The following is a 17,157-nucleotide window of genomic DNA, read 5'->3' on the forward strand; positions in this document are numbered from 1 at the left end:
GGCTGACTCTAGACCTGCCGCGGACCATCCGCCTCACGGCCCGGCGGTGGGCTTCCCGTCGACAAGGGTGAGCAGCACGCGGGCTCGGAGCAGCTCCTCGGGTGAGGTGCCCAGCGGATCGCGGTCGACCACGACGAGGTCCGCGGGTGCGCCGGGGACGAGCCGTCCGCCATCGGACGCGACTGCACGGTGCGCGTGGGACGTGTACCCCTCGAGTGCCTCGACGGCGCTGAGCGCCTGCTCCGGCCCGACGGGTGCGGAGTCGGCCACCGCGACGGATCGGCGGCCCTGGGCATCCGCCATGATCTCCCACGGATCGAACGCCGCGACCGGCCAGTCCGAGCCCAGGGCGAGCACCGCTCCGCTGCGCCGAACGTCGGCGGTGCGCCACGCGCGGGCAGCCCGCTCGGCGCCGAGACGTCGTGACCAGTCGTCGGAGCCGTCCGTGCGCACGTGATGCGTGCAGTGCGTCGGCTGCATGCTCGCCACGATCCCGTTCGCGCCGATCATGGCGATGACGTCGTCCTCGACCGATTCGATGTGCTCGATGCGGTGCGGCACTCCGCCCTTCGGCAGGGCCGCGAGAGTCTCCGCGACGAAGCGGATCCCCTGCTCGCCGATCGCGTGGGTCGCGGTGGGCACCCCTGCATGGTCGAACTGCCGCACGCGCTCGGCGTAGGCCTCGGCGGGCGTCCAGGCCGAGGACAGCCCCTCACCCTGAGCGTCGGGGTGCGACAGCCAGGCGGTGCCGCCCTCGACGGTGCCGTCGATGAAGAACTTGACCCCTTCGACCACGTAGCGCCGCCCGCCGTGGCCCTGCAGTGCGATGAGTACGGCGACCTCGTCGTCCGTCGTCTCCGGCGTGACCCAAGGGGAGATCCGCAGGCGCACGGGCAGATCGCCGGTCGCCTCGATCGCGGCGAGCAGGTCGAGCGCGTCGTCGTCTTGCAGGTCCATGACGTGCGCCGCAGTGATGCCGACCGCGGCCATGTCCGACAGCAGGCGATGAAGCTGCGCGACCCGGTCGGCGAATCCGAGCACGGGGAGGGCGCGCTCGAGGATCTCCATGGTCGGGAACTCGATCAGGTGGCCGGTGAGGTTGCCGTCCTCATCGCCCGCGGCACCGGATCCGTCCGGATACGTGACGGGGGCGTCGATGCCGGCGCGGGTGAGGGCGGCCGCCGAGGCGATGCCCGAGTGCGCGTCGAACATCTTGATGTAGGCGGGGCGGTCGGCGCCGAGCACTTCATGCAGGGCGGCGTTGCCGATCGGGCGGCCCTCGAACGCGGTCGGATCGAGGCCCCAGGCGAGGAACCACTCCGCCCCGGCCTGCTCGTCGCGCCCCCGCTCGAGAGCGGCGACGAGTTCGTCATAGGTGTGCACGCCCGTCAGAGACAGTCCGCGGACGATGCCGAGGCTGTAGATCGGGTGGCTGTGCGCATCGACGAGACCGGGGATGATCGTCGCACTCGCGTGGGTGATGAGCTCGGTGCCCGCTCCCGCGAGAGGGAGGATCTCGGATCTGGGCCCGACGGCGGTGATCCGGCCGTCGGTGATGGCGACGGCGTCGGTGTCCTCTCCGGTCTCCGATGCGAGCGAGCGCACCCGCGCTCCGATGACGATCGTGTCGACCACCATCACTCCTTCAGGTCGAGGGTCGGCGTGGGGCGGCGGAAGAACCGCGTGACGATGAGGAGCAGGATGAATCCGATCGCCAGCCAGGAGAGGCCCACGACGAACGTCATGCCGGTGAGGTTCGTCCACAGCCACACCGTCAGGGCGAAGCCGATGCCGGGCAGTACGAGGTTGTTCACCGCGTGCCATCCGCTGCGCTCACCGCGGTCGATGAAGTAGTGCTTGAATGTCGCCAGGTTCACGCAGGAGAACGCGATGAGGGCGCCGAAGCTGATCATGTTCGAGATCGTGAGCAGATCCGCGAACGCGGCGTACAGGGAGACGACCGAGACGATCAGGATCGGGATGACCGGGGTGCCGAAGCGCTTGTTCAGCCTTCCGAAGATCGCGCTCGGCAGCACGCCGTCGCGTCCCATGGCGAACAGGATCCGGGCGACCGATGCCTGCGAGGTCAGCGCCGACCCCATGCCGCCGGCGACGAAGCCCGCTATGAACAGCACGGAGAGCCACTGCTGGCCGAGTGAGGCGACCACTTCGATGCTGGCCGTGTCGGGCGAGGTGAACTTGTTCGAGGGGAAGGCCCACTGCGAGAAGTAGGCGAGCAGGATGAAGATCACGCCGGCGGTGATGGTGGTGATCATGATCGCGCGGGGGACGGTGCGGGTGGAGTCCTTCGCCTCCTCGGACAGCGTCGAGACCGAGTCGAAGCCGAGGAAGGAGAGGCACAGGATCGCCGCACCCTGGAACAGCGGGCCCAGGCCGGTCACGGTGCCGTCGCCGCGGAACGGCAGCAGCGGGTCGACGTGGTGGCCCGTGGCGGATCCGATCGCGAAGACGACGAACGCGATGATGAAGATCGTCTGCACGGCGATGATCACGAAGTTGGCGCGGGCGACCGAGACGATGCCGATCACGTTCAGGACCGTGACGAGCAGGATCGCACCGACGATCCACACCCAGTTCGGGATCGACGGGAACGTCTGGTTCATGTAGAGCCCGACGATCAGGTAGTTGATCATCGGGAGGAAGAGGTAGTCCAACAGCAGCGCCCATCCGGCGAGGAAGCCGATGGCGCCGCCGAAGCTCTGCTGGGTGTAGATGTACGCGGATCCGGAGTACGGATAGGCGACCGACATCCGCGAGTACGAGCGGGCGGTGAACACCATCGCGACGAGGGTGATCACGTAGGTGATCGGCACGCGCCCGCCGGTGAGCTGGGTGACGATGCCGTACGTCGTGAACGCGGTGAGCGGCACCATGTAGACGAGGCCGAACAGCACGAGGGATGGTGTGCCCAGCACCCTCTTGAAGCGGCCTTCGGTGACCTGGGCGGTGAGCTCCGTGGGCGAGGCGAGCGGCTCGCCGGGGGCGGGGTGAGTCATGGGGGCTCCTGTTCCGCGGGCGTTGCGGGTGGGGGAATCGACGTCGTCGTCGTGTCGGCGGCAGGGAATCCGTCGGTTCCGCCAGAGTAGCAATATCGATAAAGCAAGCGCAAGTACTTGTCTGGGCTCAGCTGCGGATCGTGGATACGGATCGGGCGGGCTGGGCGGCCGAGGGTGAGCGCCCCGGGCTCCCGAGGTCACCAGGGCCCTGCGTAGGGGGCCTCGGATCAGGAGGACGGGGGTACGACGGGGCCGCGGGTGGACGCCCGGCGCTGCACCGAGATCGGCACCAGCTCGCGCACTGTGCGGTCATCACCGGCGGCGGCTTCGATCACCGCTACGGCGGCGCGCACGCAGCGCCGGCCGAACTCGCGCGGATGCAGGTCGATCGCGGTGACCGAAGGCTGCGCCAGGGCGAGCACCTCGGAGTCGACGAGCGCGGCGACGAGCAGATCCTCGCCGACGCGGCGGCCGAGCCGCTGCGCGCTGGTGACGACGCTGAGCGCCGTGCCGTCGGAGACGGCGAGGATCGCATCGACCGGGTCGTTCACGTCGCGCACGAGCTCGGCCACTGCCGCGTGGATCATCTCGGGCGCCGTCGGGTGCGGCAGCGTGACGGTACGGGGCTGCATGCCGTGCTCGGTGCACCAGTCGGTGAAAGCATCCCGGACGGTGAACGCCCAGTCGCTCTGCAGATCCGGGAGCACCATCGCCGGATGTCGCGCCCCTCGCTCGTGCAGATGCGCCATCAGCTCGCGGACGGCCGGCACGTGGTCGCTGGTGACCTCGCCGCGCGCGGCCGGCAGCCCCTCGGGCACGCGCTCGCCGGTGACGACGGGCACCCGGCCGGCGAGGAGGGTGCGCGCTGCAGGATCGTCGATGGCGGGATCCAGCAGGATCACGGCGTCGGCGGGCAGCTGGTCGTAACCCTCCGGTCGCTCGCCGGACGGCAGCATGAAGACGATGAGGCCCGTGCGCTCAGCCTCCTCGACCATGCCGAACGTCGCCTCCATGTAGTACGACATCGTGGTGCTGTCGGGTGGGATGTGCAGCGCGAGCATGCCCGTGCGCGAGCCCTTGAGGTTGCGGGCGACGGTGTTCGGCCGATAGCCGAGTTCATCGGCGACCTCGTGCACGCGACGGCGCATCTCCTCCGACACGCGGCCGCGCCCCGTGATCGCGAACGACGCGGTCGAGCGGGACACGCCGAGGCGATCGGCGATGTCCTGCAGTGTCACCGCACGGTCGGGTCGCATGCTCTCGAACCTACTCTGTACAGGCAGGGGGAGCCGCCCGCCGTGTGGGCGGACGGAGGCGCGCCTGTGCGGGTTGGGGGAGCTGTGCGGGCAGGGAGGCGCCGCCCCGCTGTGCGGGGCAGAGCGAGCCGGGCGCACGTCGCAGCGACGCCGTGCACCCGGAGTGCCGGATTCAGCCCAGCAGCACCGTGAGCAGGGCGGATCCGCCGCCCACCAGGATGAGCGCGACGATCACGACCCAGGCCGTGATGCGGATCCGGCGCTGCCGCCGAGCGCTGTAGATCGAGAGGTCCTCGGTCTCCTCGGGGGTGCTGTTCATGAGCTTCCTCGCTTCGCGGGCCGTCAGGCGCCGATCGGCTCGGCGACGGTCGGGCCGAACGCGGCGGGCAGGGTCGCCTGGGCGGTCGCGCGCAGCTCCTCGACGGAGACGGTGAAGACGTCCTGCACCTCGAGCTGCGGGGCGCTGTCGGTCACGCCGATGCGGAGCACGGGGTAGCCCCGGCCCTCGCACAGGCCCTGGAACTTCACGTCGTCCTCGCGGGGCACGGTCACGATCACGCGGCCGGCAGACTCGGAGAACAGCGCGGTCGCGGCGTCCACGCCGTCGCGCTCCATGAGCTCGGTCAGCCACACGCGGGCGCCGACGCCGAAACGCATGACGCCCTCGGCGAGGGCCTGGCCGAGGCCGCCCTCGCTGAGGTCGTGCGCCGAGGAGATCAGCCACTCGTCGCGCGCGGCGCCGATGAGGCCGGCCAGGCGCTTCTCGCCTGCGAGGTCGACCTTGGGCGGCAGGCCGCCGAGGTGGTCGTGGATGACGTCGGCCCAGGCGGATCCGGAAAGCTCCGTCGAGGTGGTGCCGAGCAGGTAGATGTTCTGGCCCTCGTCCTGCCATCCGGACGGGATCCGGCGGGAGACGTCGTCGATGATGCCGAGCACGCCGACGAGCGGGGTCGGGTGGATCGGCACGTCGCCGGTCTGGTTGTAGAACGAGACGTTGCCGCCGGTGACCGGGGTGCCGAGCTCGAAGCAGCCGTCGGCGAGGCCGTCGACGGTCTGGCCGAACTGCCACATGACCTCGGGGTTCTCGGGCGAGCCGAAGTTGAGGCAGTCGGTGATCGCCGTGGGCTCCGCGCCGGTGACAGCGACGTTGCGGTACGCCTCGGCGAGAGCCAGCTGCGCACCCGCGTAGGGGTCGAGCTGGCTGTAGCGGCCGTTCGCGTCGGTCGAGATCGAGAAGCCGAGGCCCGACTCCTCGTCGACGCGGATCATGCCGGCGTCGTCGGGGAAGGCGAGGGCGGTGTTGCCGAGCACGTAGTAGTCGTACTGGTTGGTGATCCAGCGGGTGTCGGCGAGGTTGGGGCTCTCCAGCAGCGCCAGGAACTGCTGCTTCAGCGCCTCCGGGTCGTTGTCGCGGGGGAGCAGCTCCGCCGCGTCGGCCTGCAGCGCGTCGATCCAGGTGGGGTAGGCGACCGGGCGGTCGTAGACCGGGCCGTCGACGGCGACGGTGGAGGGATCCACGTCGACGATGCGCTCACCCTGCCAGTCGATGATGAGGCGACCGTCGCCGGTGACCTCACCGAGGACCGAGGTCTCCACGTCCCACTTCTTGACGACGGCGAGGAACGCGTCGAGCTTCTCGGGCGCGACGATCGCCATCATGCGCTCCTGCGACTCCGACATGAGGATCTCCTCAGCGGTCAGCGTGGGGTCGCGCAGCAGCACGTTGTCGAGCGACACGTGCATGCCGGAGTTGCCGTTGGCGGCCAGCTCGCTCGTGGCGCAGGAGATGCCGGCGGCGCCGAGATCCTGGATCGCCTCGACGAGCTCGTCGCGGTAAAGCTCGAGGCAGCACTCGATGAGCACCTTCTCGGCGAACGGGTCGCCGACCTGCACAGCGGGGCGCTTGGTCGGACCGGTCGAGTCGAACGAGTCGGAGGCGAGGATCGACGCACCGCCGATGCCGTCGCCGCCGGTGCGGGCGCCGAAGAGCACGACCTTGTTGCCGACGCCGGTGGCGTTCGCGAGCTTGAGGTCCTCGTGACGGAGCACGCCGACCGCGAGCGCGTTCACGAGCGGGTTGGCCTGGTAGACGGCGTCGAACACCGTCTCGCCGCCGATGTTCGGCAGGCCGAGGCAGTTGCCGTAGAAGCTGATGCCGGCGGTGACGCCGTGCACGACGCGGGCCGTGTCGGGGTCGTCGATCGCGCCGAAGCGGAGGGCATCCATGACGGCGACGGGGCGCGCGCCCATCGAGATGATGTCGCGGACGATGCCGCCGACGCCGGTCGCGGCACCCTGGAAGGGCTCGATGAACGACGGGTGGTTGTGCGACTCGGCCTTGAACGTGACCGCCCAGCCCTCGCCCACGTCGATGACGCCCGCGTTCTGGCCCATGCCGACCATGAGACGCTTCTTCATCTCGTCCGAGACCTTCTGGCCGAACCTTCTGAGGTAGTTCTTGCTGCTCTTGTAGGAGCAGTGCTCGCTCCACATCACCGAGTACATCGCCAGCTCGCCCGAGGTGGGGCGGCGGCCAAGGATCTCGCGGATCCGCGCGTATTCGTCGTCCTTGAGGCCGAGCGCCGCGTACGGCTGCTCCTTCTCCGGCGTCGCTTCTGCGTTGGCGACCGAGTCGGGGACGTGGTCGGTGGGGGTGTTCGGAGAGGTCACGCGGGCTCCTGGAGCGAGGGGAGGCGGGGCGGACTCAGTCTACCGGCGGCGGAAGGCCCGGATCCGCGCGTGCTTCGGGAGGCTTCGCCGCGACGATCTGCACAGGATGCGACGATCAGCACACCGGATCCGGCTGAAACGTGTGCTGATCGTCACAGGATGTGCAGATCGTGACCCGCTCGAGGCGGCGGAGCCCCGGCTCGAGGCGGCCGAGCCTGCGCCGCTTTCAGCCCACCCATAGAATTGACGCGGGGCGCAGCGTTGCCGGACACCGTGTTGCCATCGGGGCGGCCGTGCGACGGAGCGCAGGAAGCAGGAAATCGCATGAGTGTGAAGTACGACCAGGGCGCGCCGGATCCGGCTACGCGCACGCTCGACTCGGTCACGGGCATCAGCAAGAAGGGCCTCCCGACGGGCACCGTGGGAGTGCTCGGCTGCCTGGTCATCGGGATCTCGACGTGTGCCCCGGCCTACACGCTGACCGCCGCGGTGGGACCCGCCGCGAGCGAGGTCGGCTACCAGACCCCCGCGATCTTCCTCATGGGTTTCATCCCGATGCTGCTCGTCGCGCTCGGCTACCGCGCGCTCAACTCGGCGATGCCCGACTCCGGCACGTCGTTCACCTGGGCCACCCGCGCCTTCGGACCGTGGATCGGCTGGATGGCCGGCTGGGGCCTGATCGCCGCGACCGTGCTGGTGCTGTCGAACCTCGCCGGCATCGCCGTGGAGTTCCTGTTCCAGTCGATCAGCATCGCCGTCGGCAATCCGGCGATCGCCGACCTCGCCGCGAACAAGTTCATCAACATCGCGGTATGCCTGGGGTTCATGGCTCTGGCGACGCTCATCTCGTACCGCGGCATGACCTCGACGAAGATCTTCCAGTACATCACCGTGATCTTCCAGATGGCGGTGATGGTGTGGTTCGTGATCGCGATGTTCGTGGGCGCCGCGGACCCCGCCAACAAGGAGGCGAAGCTGCCCGAGCTGAGCTGGTTCAACCCGTTCGAGGTGTCCAGCTTCAGCGCGTTCGCCGCAGGGATCGCCGTGTCGATCTTCGTGTACTGGGGCTGGGACACCGTGCTCACGATGGGTGAGGAGACCAAGCCGTCGAAGGGGCGCCTCTCCACGGAGAGCAAAGCGGCGACGATCCTCGTTGCGATCCTGGTCGTCCTCTATGTCGGCACGGCGACGGCCACCGTCGCGTTCGCCGGTCTCGGCGACGGGCCCACCGGTCTCGGCAACTCCGAGATCATCGAGAACGTGTTCGCGGCGCTCGCGCATCCGGTCATGGGCCCGGCCGCGATCCTGCTCTCGCTCGCGATCCTGGTCAGCGCGATGGCGTCGATCAACTCGACGGCGATCTCGCCCGCGCGCACCCTGCTCGCGATGTCGCACTACGGCGCGCTGCCCGCATCGCTGAAGAAGGTGCACCCGAAGTACAAGTCGCCCCACGTGGCGCTGCTGCTCTCATCGATCGTCGCCTCGGTGTTCTACGCCGTCATGCGCTTCATCAGCGAGGACGTGCTGTGGGACACGATCACGGCGCTCGGCATGATGGTGTGCTTCTATTACGGCGTCACCGCGCTCGCGAGCCCCTGGTACTTCCGCAAGGCGGCGATCCGCGAGGGCTTCGGATCGATCATGATGAAGATCGTGCTGCCCGGCCTCGGCGGGATCCTGCTGCTGATCGTGTTCGTCAAGACGACGATCGACGCCATGGATCCGGAAGCCGGATCCGGCAGCAACATCGGCGGCGTGGGCCTGGTCGGGATCATCGGCGTCACTGTGCTGGGCCTGGGCGTGATCCTCATGTTCGTCCAGGCGAAGGTCTCGCCGGACTTCTTCCGCGGCAAGCGCCTCACGCGCACCGACGCCACGAACGACACCTCGGCGCTGCAGGTCTTCGACGACGGCCTCGGCGGCTGACGGCCGACTGGTTCCCGCCCGACCCCTCACGGTCTGGCCCCTCACGGCGCGACGGGTCGCCCGCCGACGTTCGCCTCTCGGCCCGAGCTGCGTCCTCTGAGAAAGGATCCGGGGTCGGCGCCGTCGCGGGAGCGCGCCCGTCGCGTGTTCATCGCGCGTACGGCGTCGTCCACGCGTTCGCGACGCGAGGCCAGCATGATCTCAGTGCCGGTGCCGGACTCCTCGATCACAGCCGCGCGGGACTCGCGGATCCGGTCTGCGGCGCCGACGCCGAACCCGCGCACGAAACCGCTGCGTGCACGCCGTCGCACGGTGTCGTCGAACCAGGGGTAGTGGTCGCGTTCGGCGGTCCACCAGTGCCGCATCGCGACCATCGACTGCACCTGCAGGCTGGCGATCAGGATCCGCGCCTGCGCCACGTCCGACGCACAGCCGACGAGGTAGAGCGCACAGTCTCCGCCGGACGCGCCGAAGAGCGGGCGCACGGTGCCGAGGGCGACGGCGACTCCCGCGCCGAGCTCGCGGATGTCTCGGGCGTAGGAACCGCTGAACAGCATGAGTTCGCGCACGATCTCCTCGTGCGCGTCTCCGTGGAGGGCTCGTCGAGCGTCGAGGCGCGCTCTCTCTATGCCGTACTTCAGCATCAGACGCTCGGCGTGCTCGGTGAGCGCCTCCGCCTCCTGGGGTGTGGTGCTCTCGGCCTTCGCCAGCAGCTTCATGATCAGGTCGAGCTTGCGGTCGCTCATGTCATCTCCTCCTTATCGGATGTCGGCATCCTCCGCGGGACCTCCCTCAGTGCGACGGCGATCGCACGCAACCTGTGCCGAACGAGTTCCGCACAGGGACGGCGCGGATCGAGTGGATCCGGCGCATCCCTACGACAACCGCCTGAACCGCGCCCTGCACATCCGCGGCTAGCACGCCGGAAGCGCGGTGACAAGCCAGCAGACGCCGGCGTTCTGCCGGCCTAGCGTGTGCCGTGTACCCGGAGTCCGTCCGTCACCCGACGGCGGTTCAGACCGAGACTCCCCGATGTGAAGGAGCGCGCCATGACGAACAACCCGCAGATGCCGCTGATCCCGGAGGATCCGGAGGATGAGCTCTCCGACCCGCCTCTCGTGGAGGATCCGGACGGCCACGAGAAGCTCGACCCGGATCGGAACGACGAACAGATCGACAGCGCCGAAGCCGACCGCATCGCGGCCGAGACCGACGCCGACCCCCAGGAGAACTGACCCGAGCCGTGCCATACGTCGGCACGGATGTGATCCGCGCGCCCGCGCTGGCAGCTGGCGGCTGGCAGCTGTGGGCCGCTACAGGAGCGTCTGGTGCGCTGAATGGATCCACGAACGAACGCGCGGGATGCCCGGAGATCCGGATCCGTGGATCGCTGCGGGGCGTGCACGACGGCCGGCGATCTCGCGCTCGGGCGGATCCTCGAGCGTCAGAGGTCGAGCGTGGCCTCGTCGGGGAGCAGGATGCCGCCGGAGGTGTTGGCCGAGTTCGCGTAAGCCTGCACGCGTCGCGGGTCGATCTCGGGCGGCGTCGGATCCGTGAACTCGAACCGCAGCGGGATGGAGGGGTGCAACCAGATCGTGGAGCGCCCGAGGGGCTGGGTGCCGTCGTGGCGCCAGGACAGCGTGAAGCTCTCGTTGCGGCGCAGCTTCGTCGCGATCACGATCTTCAGGTGGGCGAGGGCGACGTCTTCGATCTCGATCGGATGCTCGGATCCGCCGTAATAGAGGGTTGCCATGCTCCGGACGCTACGCCTTTCGATCGGATCCTGAGGGCTGACGCGCAAGATCGCGGTGATGATCCGGCGGCCGTCGACCGGCGAGGACCCGGGCCGGTGGCTATCCGGCCCGGGTCCTCGGGGTTCCGCGGCTTGGCGGGAGTCCTGAAGCCTTGGGGATCCCGCATGCGCCCGGAACTTCCCTCCTGTGTCCATCTCCCGGTGACGAGCACGACGCTAGCCGTGATCCATCGGGCCGCGAAGGGGGTTGACCGGGCGCGGCGTTCAGGCTACGGAGCGCTACTGCACCGACCACCCGCCGTCGGAGGCGAGGATCGCCCCGTTGATGTTCACGGCGTCGTCAGAGAGCAGGAAGGTGATCGACGCGGCGAGGTGCTCGGCCGTCGCGACCGTCGGGATGGCCTGCTGGAACGGGGCGAGTCGGCCGGATCCGTATTCGGACATCTGCGGAGGCATCGGGATGCCGGTCGCGACGCCGCCGGGGGCGACGGAGTTCACCCGGATGCCCTTCGGCCCGTACATGAACGCCGCCGACTTCGTGACGCCGATGATGCCGTGCTTGCTCGCGGTGTAGGCGTTGCCCGAGGCGTTGCCGCGCAGTCCGGCCTCGCTCGAGACGTTGAGGATGGATCCGCGTCCCGCCGCTTCCATGATCGGGAGGACCGCGCGCATGAGCTTGAACGGCGCGGTGAGGTTGATCGCGATCACGCGGTCCCACACGGCGTCGGGCGTCTCGCCGGCGGGGGAGAAGTCGTCGTTGATGCCGGCGACGTTGGCGAGGCCGTCGATGCGGTCGCCTGCGGCGGCGACGACACGATCGATCGCGTCCTGCTGAGTGAGGTCGCCGGCGACCGTCACGATGCCGGGGAGATCTGCGGCGAGTGCGTCGAGCTTGTCGGCCGCGATGTCGCACGCGATGACTCGGCCGCCCTCGCGGGAGATGCGCGACGCCGTGGCCCTGCCGATTCCCGACGCGGCGCCCGTGACGATCACGGTCTTGCCCGCGAAGCGGCCGGGGGTCGTCTGCTCGGTCCAACCAGTCGGAGTGGTGTCTTCGGGTATCTCGCCGTCGTTCGCCGCCCGCACGAGGTCATCGACCACGGACTGCGGCATCGCGCCCTGGCTCATCACGACGAGCTGCTGCAGGGGCAGTCCGAGCACGGGGGTGAGCGAGTCGGCGCTCGCCCCCGACTGCGCGAGCAGCCCGCGGATCAGCTCACCGCCGGTCGGATCGGCCAGCCAGTCGCCGATGGAGGAATTCGCGGTCAAGGCCATGGGTGTCTCCTTCGTGAGCTCGTGGATCCGGTTCGTCACGTCGCGGCCTTCTGGATCGCGATCAGGTTTCGCAACGGTGCGTCCACTTATTGAGGAGCGTACACCTCGCTACTCTCGGAGGGTGCCCCGTCCCCGCAGTGAGAACGCCCGCCAGGCGGTGCTGGCGGCGATGCGCGCCGCGCTCGCCGCGGACGGCTATGCCGCGGTGACCATCGAGGGCCTCGCCGCCGAGGCCGGCGTCTCGAAGCAGACGATCTACCGATGGTGGTCCTCGAAGGCGGCGATACTCGGCGAGGCGCTGCTGGAGGGCGCGCTGCCGGGCGCTGAGGCTGACCTGCCGTTCTCTTCGGATCTCGCCGCGGACCTGCGGTCGTGGTTCGCGACCGCAGGGGAGCACCTATCCCGTGCCGAGAACGTCGAGCTGGCCCGCGCGCTCATCGCGGTGACCGCCACGGATCCGGAGCTGGGTGAGGCCCTGAACCACCGGTTCGCGGATCCGATCGTGTCGTGGATCGTCGCCCGGGTCACCAGCGCGCAGGAGGACGGATCGGTGCGCGCTGACGTGGATCCGGCCGCCGTCGCCGACCAGTTCGTCGCGGCGACCTCGTACGCGGCGCTGCTCAGCCGGCCGTTGACGGCGGATCGCGTGGACGGGCTCGTGGACCTGGTGATGCGCGGGGTCGCGGCGCCGCCCCGAGGTCGTTGAGCGAGCGAAGCGAGACCAAACGCCGTACGCTCCCGGAGCCGTGCCTGTGGATAACTCCCCCGGCGACGCCCCCGATCCGGTTACGGTGTGGGAGTGAACCCTCGACGCAGCGCTCTCGTGACCACGGCCGGTCGTGCCGGCCGCCTCATGGAGCCGCTGCGAGCGGGCATCGCCGTGGTGCTCGTCGCCGCCGCAGTAGGTCTGGTCGGCTGCACCCCCGGCCCTGCTCCCAAGCCCACCCCCACGCCGCTGTTCACGAGCGAGGCGGAAGCGTTCAAGGCGGCGGAACAGGTGTACCGGGACTATACAGATGCAGGCAACGCGGCCCACGGCGGTGACAGCGAGGCAAAACCCGAGCAGTACCTCGCTGGCGTGGCCCTTGAAGACGAAATCTCGGTCCAGCGTCAACTCGAGGAACAGAAACTCAAGGTCGTCGGCCCGATCAGGATCGTCTCGTTTGAGGGGACGGGTTTCGAATCCGCCACAGCGCGTGTGACGGCAAAGGTTTGTCTCGATGTGAAGGATGCGAGAGTCGTCGACGCATCGGGAACCGACGTGACACCAAGGGGCCGACAGGAACAGGGCCTACTTGACCTGGCGTTCACTCGCTCAGGAGGAGGTCTGGTGATTATCGAATCGAAGAACTCGGATGCGAAATGTTCAGCAGTCGCTCCTTAACCGTCGGGCTCGTTGTGTTCGCTGTAGCGACCATGGGCAGCTTGGAAGTAACGACTAGCGCGGCAAGCGTGCGCCCAATGGGATGCGGACAAGTTGGACTTGTTACCGGTTGCCCGGACCATAGTGGCATCACCCTCATTGGTAGCCAGACGAGCGGCGACGGAGGGTTGGATCCCTCTCCCGGTGACCCGGGCACCCCAGGTGACGCCGGCACCGCAGAACCGTCCCCATATGAGATCTGCGCCGCAACCCCGGGGCCGCCCAGTGCCTTCTGTCGCTCCCTCGCACCCCTGGGCGTAGCAAACGGGCAACCGTCTCCCACCGTCCCCGGCTGGAGCGTCACGGTCTCAGACTTGGCGCGCTTCGTCCCATCCACAGCGACCATCGCAGGCGAGCCGGACAACGTCGCCGTTGTCGGACTCCCTGCGAACTTCCTCAGCAGCGCCAAGACCGAGACGGTCCCGGGCACGATCCTCGGTCGGGCGCTCACCATCCGATTCACGCCGACGAGCTTCGCCTTCGACTACGGCGACGGCGAGCAGCGCACGAGCACGACGCCGGGCACAGCGTGGGACGCGAGCGGTCAGGCGCAGTTCACACCCACCGACACGAGTCACGTCTACAAGCAACCCGGCACCTACACGGTGACCGTCACAGTCACCTACGCCGCGGATGTCGACCTCGGCGCCGGCTGGATCCCGATCAACGGCACGCTGAACGGCCCGCCCGCGAGCCAGCAGATCCGCGTCGTCAAGGCGCACACGGCCCTTGTTCAGGGCACCTGCCTCGAGCGACCCAGCGCCCCCGGCTGCTGACTCGAAACGGAGCCGCCGCCGAAACGGCCCGCGTCAGACCCGTTCGCTGCGCCGTTCCCGGATCCGCGGGCCTTCGGAGGACGCGGCCTGGGCGGAGAGGTTCCCGTGCACGGGCATTCGGAAGTTCAGCGGCACCGGGCTGCGGAACTCCGCGGCGAAGCGACCTGTGCCGTGCAGGTCGGCGCCGAGTTCGCGCACCGTCGCGACGAGCTGCGTGAGCTGGTGCGATGAGGGGCCGGCCGGGCCGCCCGTCTGCGCGTCGAGGAGCGCCTTCTGGATCGTGCGGACGGATGCGATCCGCGTGGGCTGCGCCTTCGCGGTCTCGTCGAGGCCTCCGGTCCACACGCGCGCGTCAGGGTGCGAGTAGAACACGCAGGCCTGCAGGTAGGGCGCGGATCCGTGCCGTGCAGAGAGGTGCTGATAGAAGCGACGGGCCTGACGGCGCACCTGAGAGGCAGGGGATTCCGAGCCGAGCAGCGTGCGCACGTCGAGACGCTCCCCGCCGTCCCGCGAGACGGCGATCGCGAACGACGGCGGCAGCGCGCTCTCGTCGAACAGCACCCCCAGTGCGCCCGCGAGCGTCGACGGCTTCTTGCCGTCGAGGATGAGGCCCTTCCAGTTCTTGCTGTCGACCAGCACGACCGCCTTCTCTGTGATCACCAGGTGGTCGAGCTGTGCGCAGTAAGGCGCGATGGATCCCTCGTCGCTCGGCGAGAACACGATGTTCGTCGCGACAATCGCGTCGAGCCCCGCCGCCTCGCACGCGTCGACGAGCACCTCGCGTGACGCGAGCTCCCAGCGCAGTCCGCGCCCGGCGAGCAGACGGGATCCTTCCTCGTTCGCGATCGCGGCATCGCGCTCGGCGGTGAGCGTGCGCACCTGTTCCTCATGGGCCTCGAGGTGCTGCATCATCTCGGCGTCATGCCGCGTGGTCAGCGTGGCGAGCGTCTCGCTGTGCGTGCTCTGCAGCTCGCGGGTGGCACTGGCTTGACGCTCGACGAGCGAGGTCTCCTCGTCGGCATAACGACGCTGCAGCTCGTCCCTCGTGCGGCGGTTGCGCCTGATCAGAACCCACGCCGTGAGCGCGAACGCGACCAGCAGCACGGCGACGATGACGAGCAGGACCAGCGTGGAGATCTCCATCCGTCCAGCCAACCAGCGGCCGCCGACTTTCCCGGCGCGTCGCCCGCGCGTGGCGCAGACCGGAGGGCCGATCCGATCTGAGACCGACGAATCAGCCTGCGAACACCCGCCGCAGCCGTTCGCGCAGAGCCGGATCGCACACGTAGACGTAGGTACCGAGGATTCCGCGGGTGAGCAGCACGCCGTAGATATTGCGAATGAAGGTGAGCAGCTGCTCGTCGGTGAAGCCGCCGGCGAAGGATCCGGTCTTCTCCTTGCCCTTCTTGTCGCGGTAGCGCTCGCGATCAGCGACGATCTGTCCGGTTGCCGGGTCCAGCCGCAAATCGGGTCCGATGACTACGCCGGCGTAGTTGAGGTCGTAGCCCTGCACAGTGTGGATCGAACCGACCTGATCGATTGCACCCGGCGAGTTGATCCAGTCCCTGTCGGTGACGTTCCAGAGCAGTCGTTCGTCGTCGATGTCGAAGTCGAACTCGGCCAGACCTTTCTTGCCCTTGCGTGGCTTGGTGACCCAGTCCCACGCGAACCCGGCCACGAGCCGGGCAAGTCCGTGTTCTTTCTCGACGCCGCGGATCATGGTCCTCATCTCGCCGAGATCGTCGAAGAAGCGCAGGTCGTAGTCGCCGAGATCAGGGCGAGCAGGATCCTCACCGCGCAGCGCCGCGCGCACGAACCCGACGTAGTCGGCACCCGCCTTCACTCGCATCTGTGTCATGAGATGGAAGTAGTGGTCGCCGTCCTTTGCTGTCCGCAAGATCTGCTGAAGCGTCTGCGGGGCGAGGTCGTGCGGCCGCACGCTCTGCAATTCGTCGACGAGCAGGATCTGGTGGCGGCTACGGGTACGGATCCAGTCGAGCTGCGTGAACGACGGATCATCGCGACCGAAGAGCGCCTCATTGATGCGGGGAAACTTCTTGTTCTGCCCGCCGGACGCCTGGTTCGCGCGCTGTCCCAGACGGTGGGCCTCGTCGACGAAGACGAGATCGAACTGCTCGGTGGATTCGGCGAACTGGAACGGGCTCAGGACAGCCTTCGGATCCAGCCCCGGCGTCTTGCGGAACACGCGCTGCACTGACGTGCGAAGCGACTGTTGAGGAATCACGAGTGCGATGTGCAGCTTCGCGAGCGGTTCGCGATGTCCTTTTAGGAAGTAGTCGGCGAAGAGCGAGTCCTGGTCGACGTCATCCCCGGGCGTGTACGCCGCGATATCGGCGAGCAGCTTCATCATGAAGATGGCCACGATCGTCTTGCCGGTGCCAGGAGCGCCCTGCACGACGAGCGTCGATCCGCGTGAGGGTGCCTCAAGGTCCTCAAGGAGCACCTTGAGGATGTTGTCGACCGCGATGTTCTGGTCGTGGTTGAGTGCCTTGAACGGCGACAGCTTGAACATGTCGCTGTTCTCGATCTCGGCGATGCTTTGCGTGAAGAGACCCTCCTCGCGCAGGTTCTCGAAGATCTTCGTGAAAGATTCGCGGTAGGCGGCGCGGTCGAAGTACTGCGCATCCGCAGTGAGGCCGGCGTTGCTGTTGAGCACCTCGTACTGCGCGTCGCCGGAGAACCAACGGATCAGGTGCGACTCAAGGTCGAGGCACACCGACTTGTTGAAGCGCTCGTCGATGATGACGCGAACAGTGTCGAGGTGGGCGTTCTTCTTCGCGCCAGCGAGGTGCTGCACCATCCGCTGGTACGTGTTGACGGTCTCACCGACATAAAGCCCTGGCTTCGGCCGCCGCCGGGCGCCGTCGATGACGTACACGACGGGCCAGTTCGAGAGGCGCGAGTCGGCGCTGGCGTGCTGGTCGAGCGGGATGCGCCGGAACGGGACGTGCTCGATGCGGAAGGTGGTCATGGGCGGTCCGGGTTCGCCGGGTGCTCGCGGGTGCCGGCGTGCCCTGTGCGCGCGGACGCATCCGAGCCG

The 17,157-nt window shown here is 68.5% G+C and carries 15 protein-coding genes; 5 read left to right on the forward strand and 10 right to left on the reverse strand.

All coding sequences use genetic code 11. From position 1 onward, the window contains the following. Positions 1 to 33 precede the first annotated feature (33 nt). The 5 genes from ACTJI8_RS08220 to purL all read right to left on the reverse strand — a co-directional run bounded on the left by ACTJI8_RS08220 (position 34) and on the right by purL (position 6,943). A complete protein-coding gene (locus ACTJI8_RS08220; protein WP_440732935.1) occupies positions 34 to 1,638 on the reverse strand; it encodes an amidohydrolase in 1,605 nt (534 codons plus the stop codon). Further along, the gene (locus tag ACTJI8_RS08225) at positions 1,638 to 3,017 is read right to left on the reverse strand and encodes an APC family permease (RefSeq protein WP_440732936.1); all 1,380 of its coding nucleotides are present in this window, start codon (positions 3,015 to 3,017) and stop codon (positions 1,638 to 1,640) included. Before ACTJI8_RS08225 ends, ACTJI8_RS08220 begins: the two co-directional genes overlap by 1 nt. 227 nt (positions 3,018 to 3,244) lie before the next feature. Then, on the reverse strand, positions 3,245 to 4,273 hold the full coding sequence (locus ACTJI8_RS08230; RefSeq protein ID WP_440732937.1) for a LacI family DNA-binding transcriptional regulator: 1,029 nt from the start codon (positions 4,271 to 4,273) through the stop codon (positions 3,245 to 3,247). Between the two features lie 172 nt (positions 4,274 to 4,445). Next, a complete protein-coding gene (locus ACTJI8_RS08235) occupies positions 4,446 to 4,592 on the reverse strand; it encodes a hypothetical protein (protein WP_440732938.1) in 147 nt (48 codons plus the stop codon). A 23-nt stretch (positions 4,593 to 4,615) separates the two neighbouring features. Then, the gene (gene purL, locus ACTJI8_RS08240) at positions 4,616 to 6,943 is read right to left on the reverse strand and encodes a phosphoribosylformylglycinamidine synthase subunit PurL (protein ID WP_440732939.1); all 2,328 of its coding nucleotides are present in this window, start codon (positions 6,941 to 6,943) and stop codon (positions 4,616 to 4,618) included. Positions 6,944 to 7,267: 324 nt separating this feature from the next. Between purL and ACTJI8_RS08245 the strand changes: the two genes are divergently transcribed. Further along, the gene (locus ACTJI8_RS08245; protein ID WP_440732940.1) at positions 7,268 to 8,869 is read left to right on the forward strand and encodes an APC family permease; all 1,602 of its coding nucleotides are present in this window, start codon (positions 7,268 to 7,270) and stop codon (positions 8,867 to 8,869) included. Positions 8,870 to 8,910: 41 nt separating this feature from the next. Here the strand turns inward: ACTJI8_RS08245 and ACTJI8_RS08250 are convergent, their stop codons facing one another. After that, entirely contained in the window at positions 8,911 to 9,615 is a 705-nt protein-coding gene (locus ACTJI8_RS08250; RefSeq protein ID WP_440732941.1) for a DUF2786 domain-containing protein, read from the reverse strand. Positions 9,616 to 9,918: 303 nt separating this feature from the next. On the opposite strand from ACTJI8_RS08250, the gene ACTJI8_RS08255 reads away from it, so the two are divergent. After that, positions 9,919 to 10,104 carry a hypothetical protein gene (locus ACTJI8_RS08255; protein WP_440732942.1) on the forward strand — a complete coding sequence of 62 codons (186 nt, stop codon included), beginning with the start codon at positions 9,919 to 9,921 and terminating at the stop codon, positions 10,102 to 10,104. A 209-nt stretch (positions 10,105 to 10,313) separates the two neighbouring features. Here ACTJI8_RS08255 and ACTJI8_RS08260 read toward each other — a convergent pair whose 3' ends face one another. Together ACTJI8_RS08260 and ACTJI8_RS08265 are read right to left on the reverse strand one after the other, a co-directional pair. Further along, complete coding sequence (locus tag ACTJI8_RS08260) at positions 10,314 to 10,622, reverse strand: DUF7882 family protein (protein WP_440732943.1); 309 nt, start codon at positions 10,620 to 10,622, stop codon at positions 10,314 to 10,316. A gap of 279 nt (positions 10,623 to 10,901) precedes the next feature. After that, entirely contained in the window at positions 10,902 to 11,897 is a 996-nt protein-coding gene (locus tag ACTJI8_RS08265; protein WP_440732944.1) for an SDR family NAD(P)-dependent oxidoreductase, read from the reverse strand. Positions 11,898 to 12,018: 121 nt separating this feature from the next. Here ACTJI8_RS08265 and ACTJI8_RS08270 point away from each other — a divergent pair, with 121 nt between their 5' ends. From ACTJI8_RS08270 to ACTJI8_RS08280, 3 genes are all read left to right on the forward strand, one after another. Beyond that, positions 12,019 to 12,603: a TetR/AcrR family transcriptional regulator gene (locus ACTJI8_RS08270; RefSeq protein ID WP_440732945.1), complete on the forward strand. Its 585-nt coding sequence runs from the start codon at positions 12,019 to 12,021 to the stop codon at positions 12,601 to 12,603. Between the two features lie 117 nt (positions 12,604 to 12,720). Next, the gene (locus ACTJI8_RS08275) at positions 12,721 to 13,281 is read left to right on the forward strand and encodes a hypothetical protein (RefSeq protein WP_440732946.1); all 561 of its coding nucleotides are present in this window, start codon (positions 12,721 to 12,723) and stop codon (positions 13,279 to 13,281) included. Between the two features lie 353 nt (positions 13,282 to 13,634). Then, positions 13,635 to 14,096, forward strand: coding sequence for a PKD domain-containing protein (locus ACTJI8_RS08280; RefSeq protein WP_440732947.1), 462 nt, complete (start codon positions 13,635 to 13,637; stop codon positions 14,094 to 14,096). 33 nt (positions 14,097 to 14,129) lie between these two features. Here ACTJI8_RS08280 and ACTJI8_RS08285 read toward each other — a convergent pair whose 3' ends face one another. Together ACTJI8_RS08285 and ACTJI8_RS08290 are read right to left on the reverse strand one after the other, a co-directional pair. Then, complete coding sequence (locus ACTJI8_RS08285) at positions 14,130 to 15,239, reverse strand: nuclease-related domain-containing protein (RefSeq protein ID WP_440732948.1); 1,110 nt, start codon at positions 15,237 to 15,239, stop codon at positions 14,130 to 14,132. 91 nt (positions 15,240 to 15,330) lie between these two features. After that, positions 15,331 to 17,088 (reverse strand): DNA/RNA helicase domain-containing protein, encoded by a 1,758-nt coding sequence (locus ACTJI8_RS08290; RefSeq protein WP_440732949.1) that lies wholly within the window; start codon positions 17,086 to 17,088, stop codon positions 15,331 to 15,333. Positions 17,089 to 17,157 lie beyond the last annotated feature (69 nt).

The sequence above is a fragment of the Microbacterium sp. 22303 genome (genome assembly GCF_052045265.1).
GTDB lineage: Bacteria > Actinomycetota > Actinomycetes > Actinomycetales > Microbacteriaceae > Microbacterium.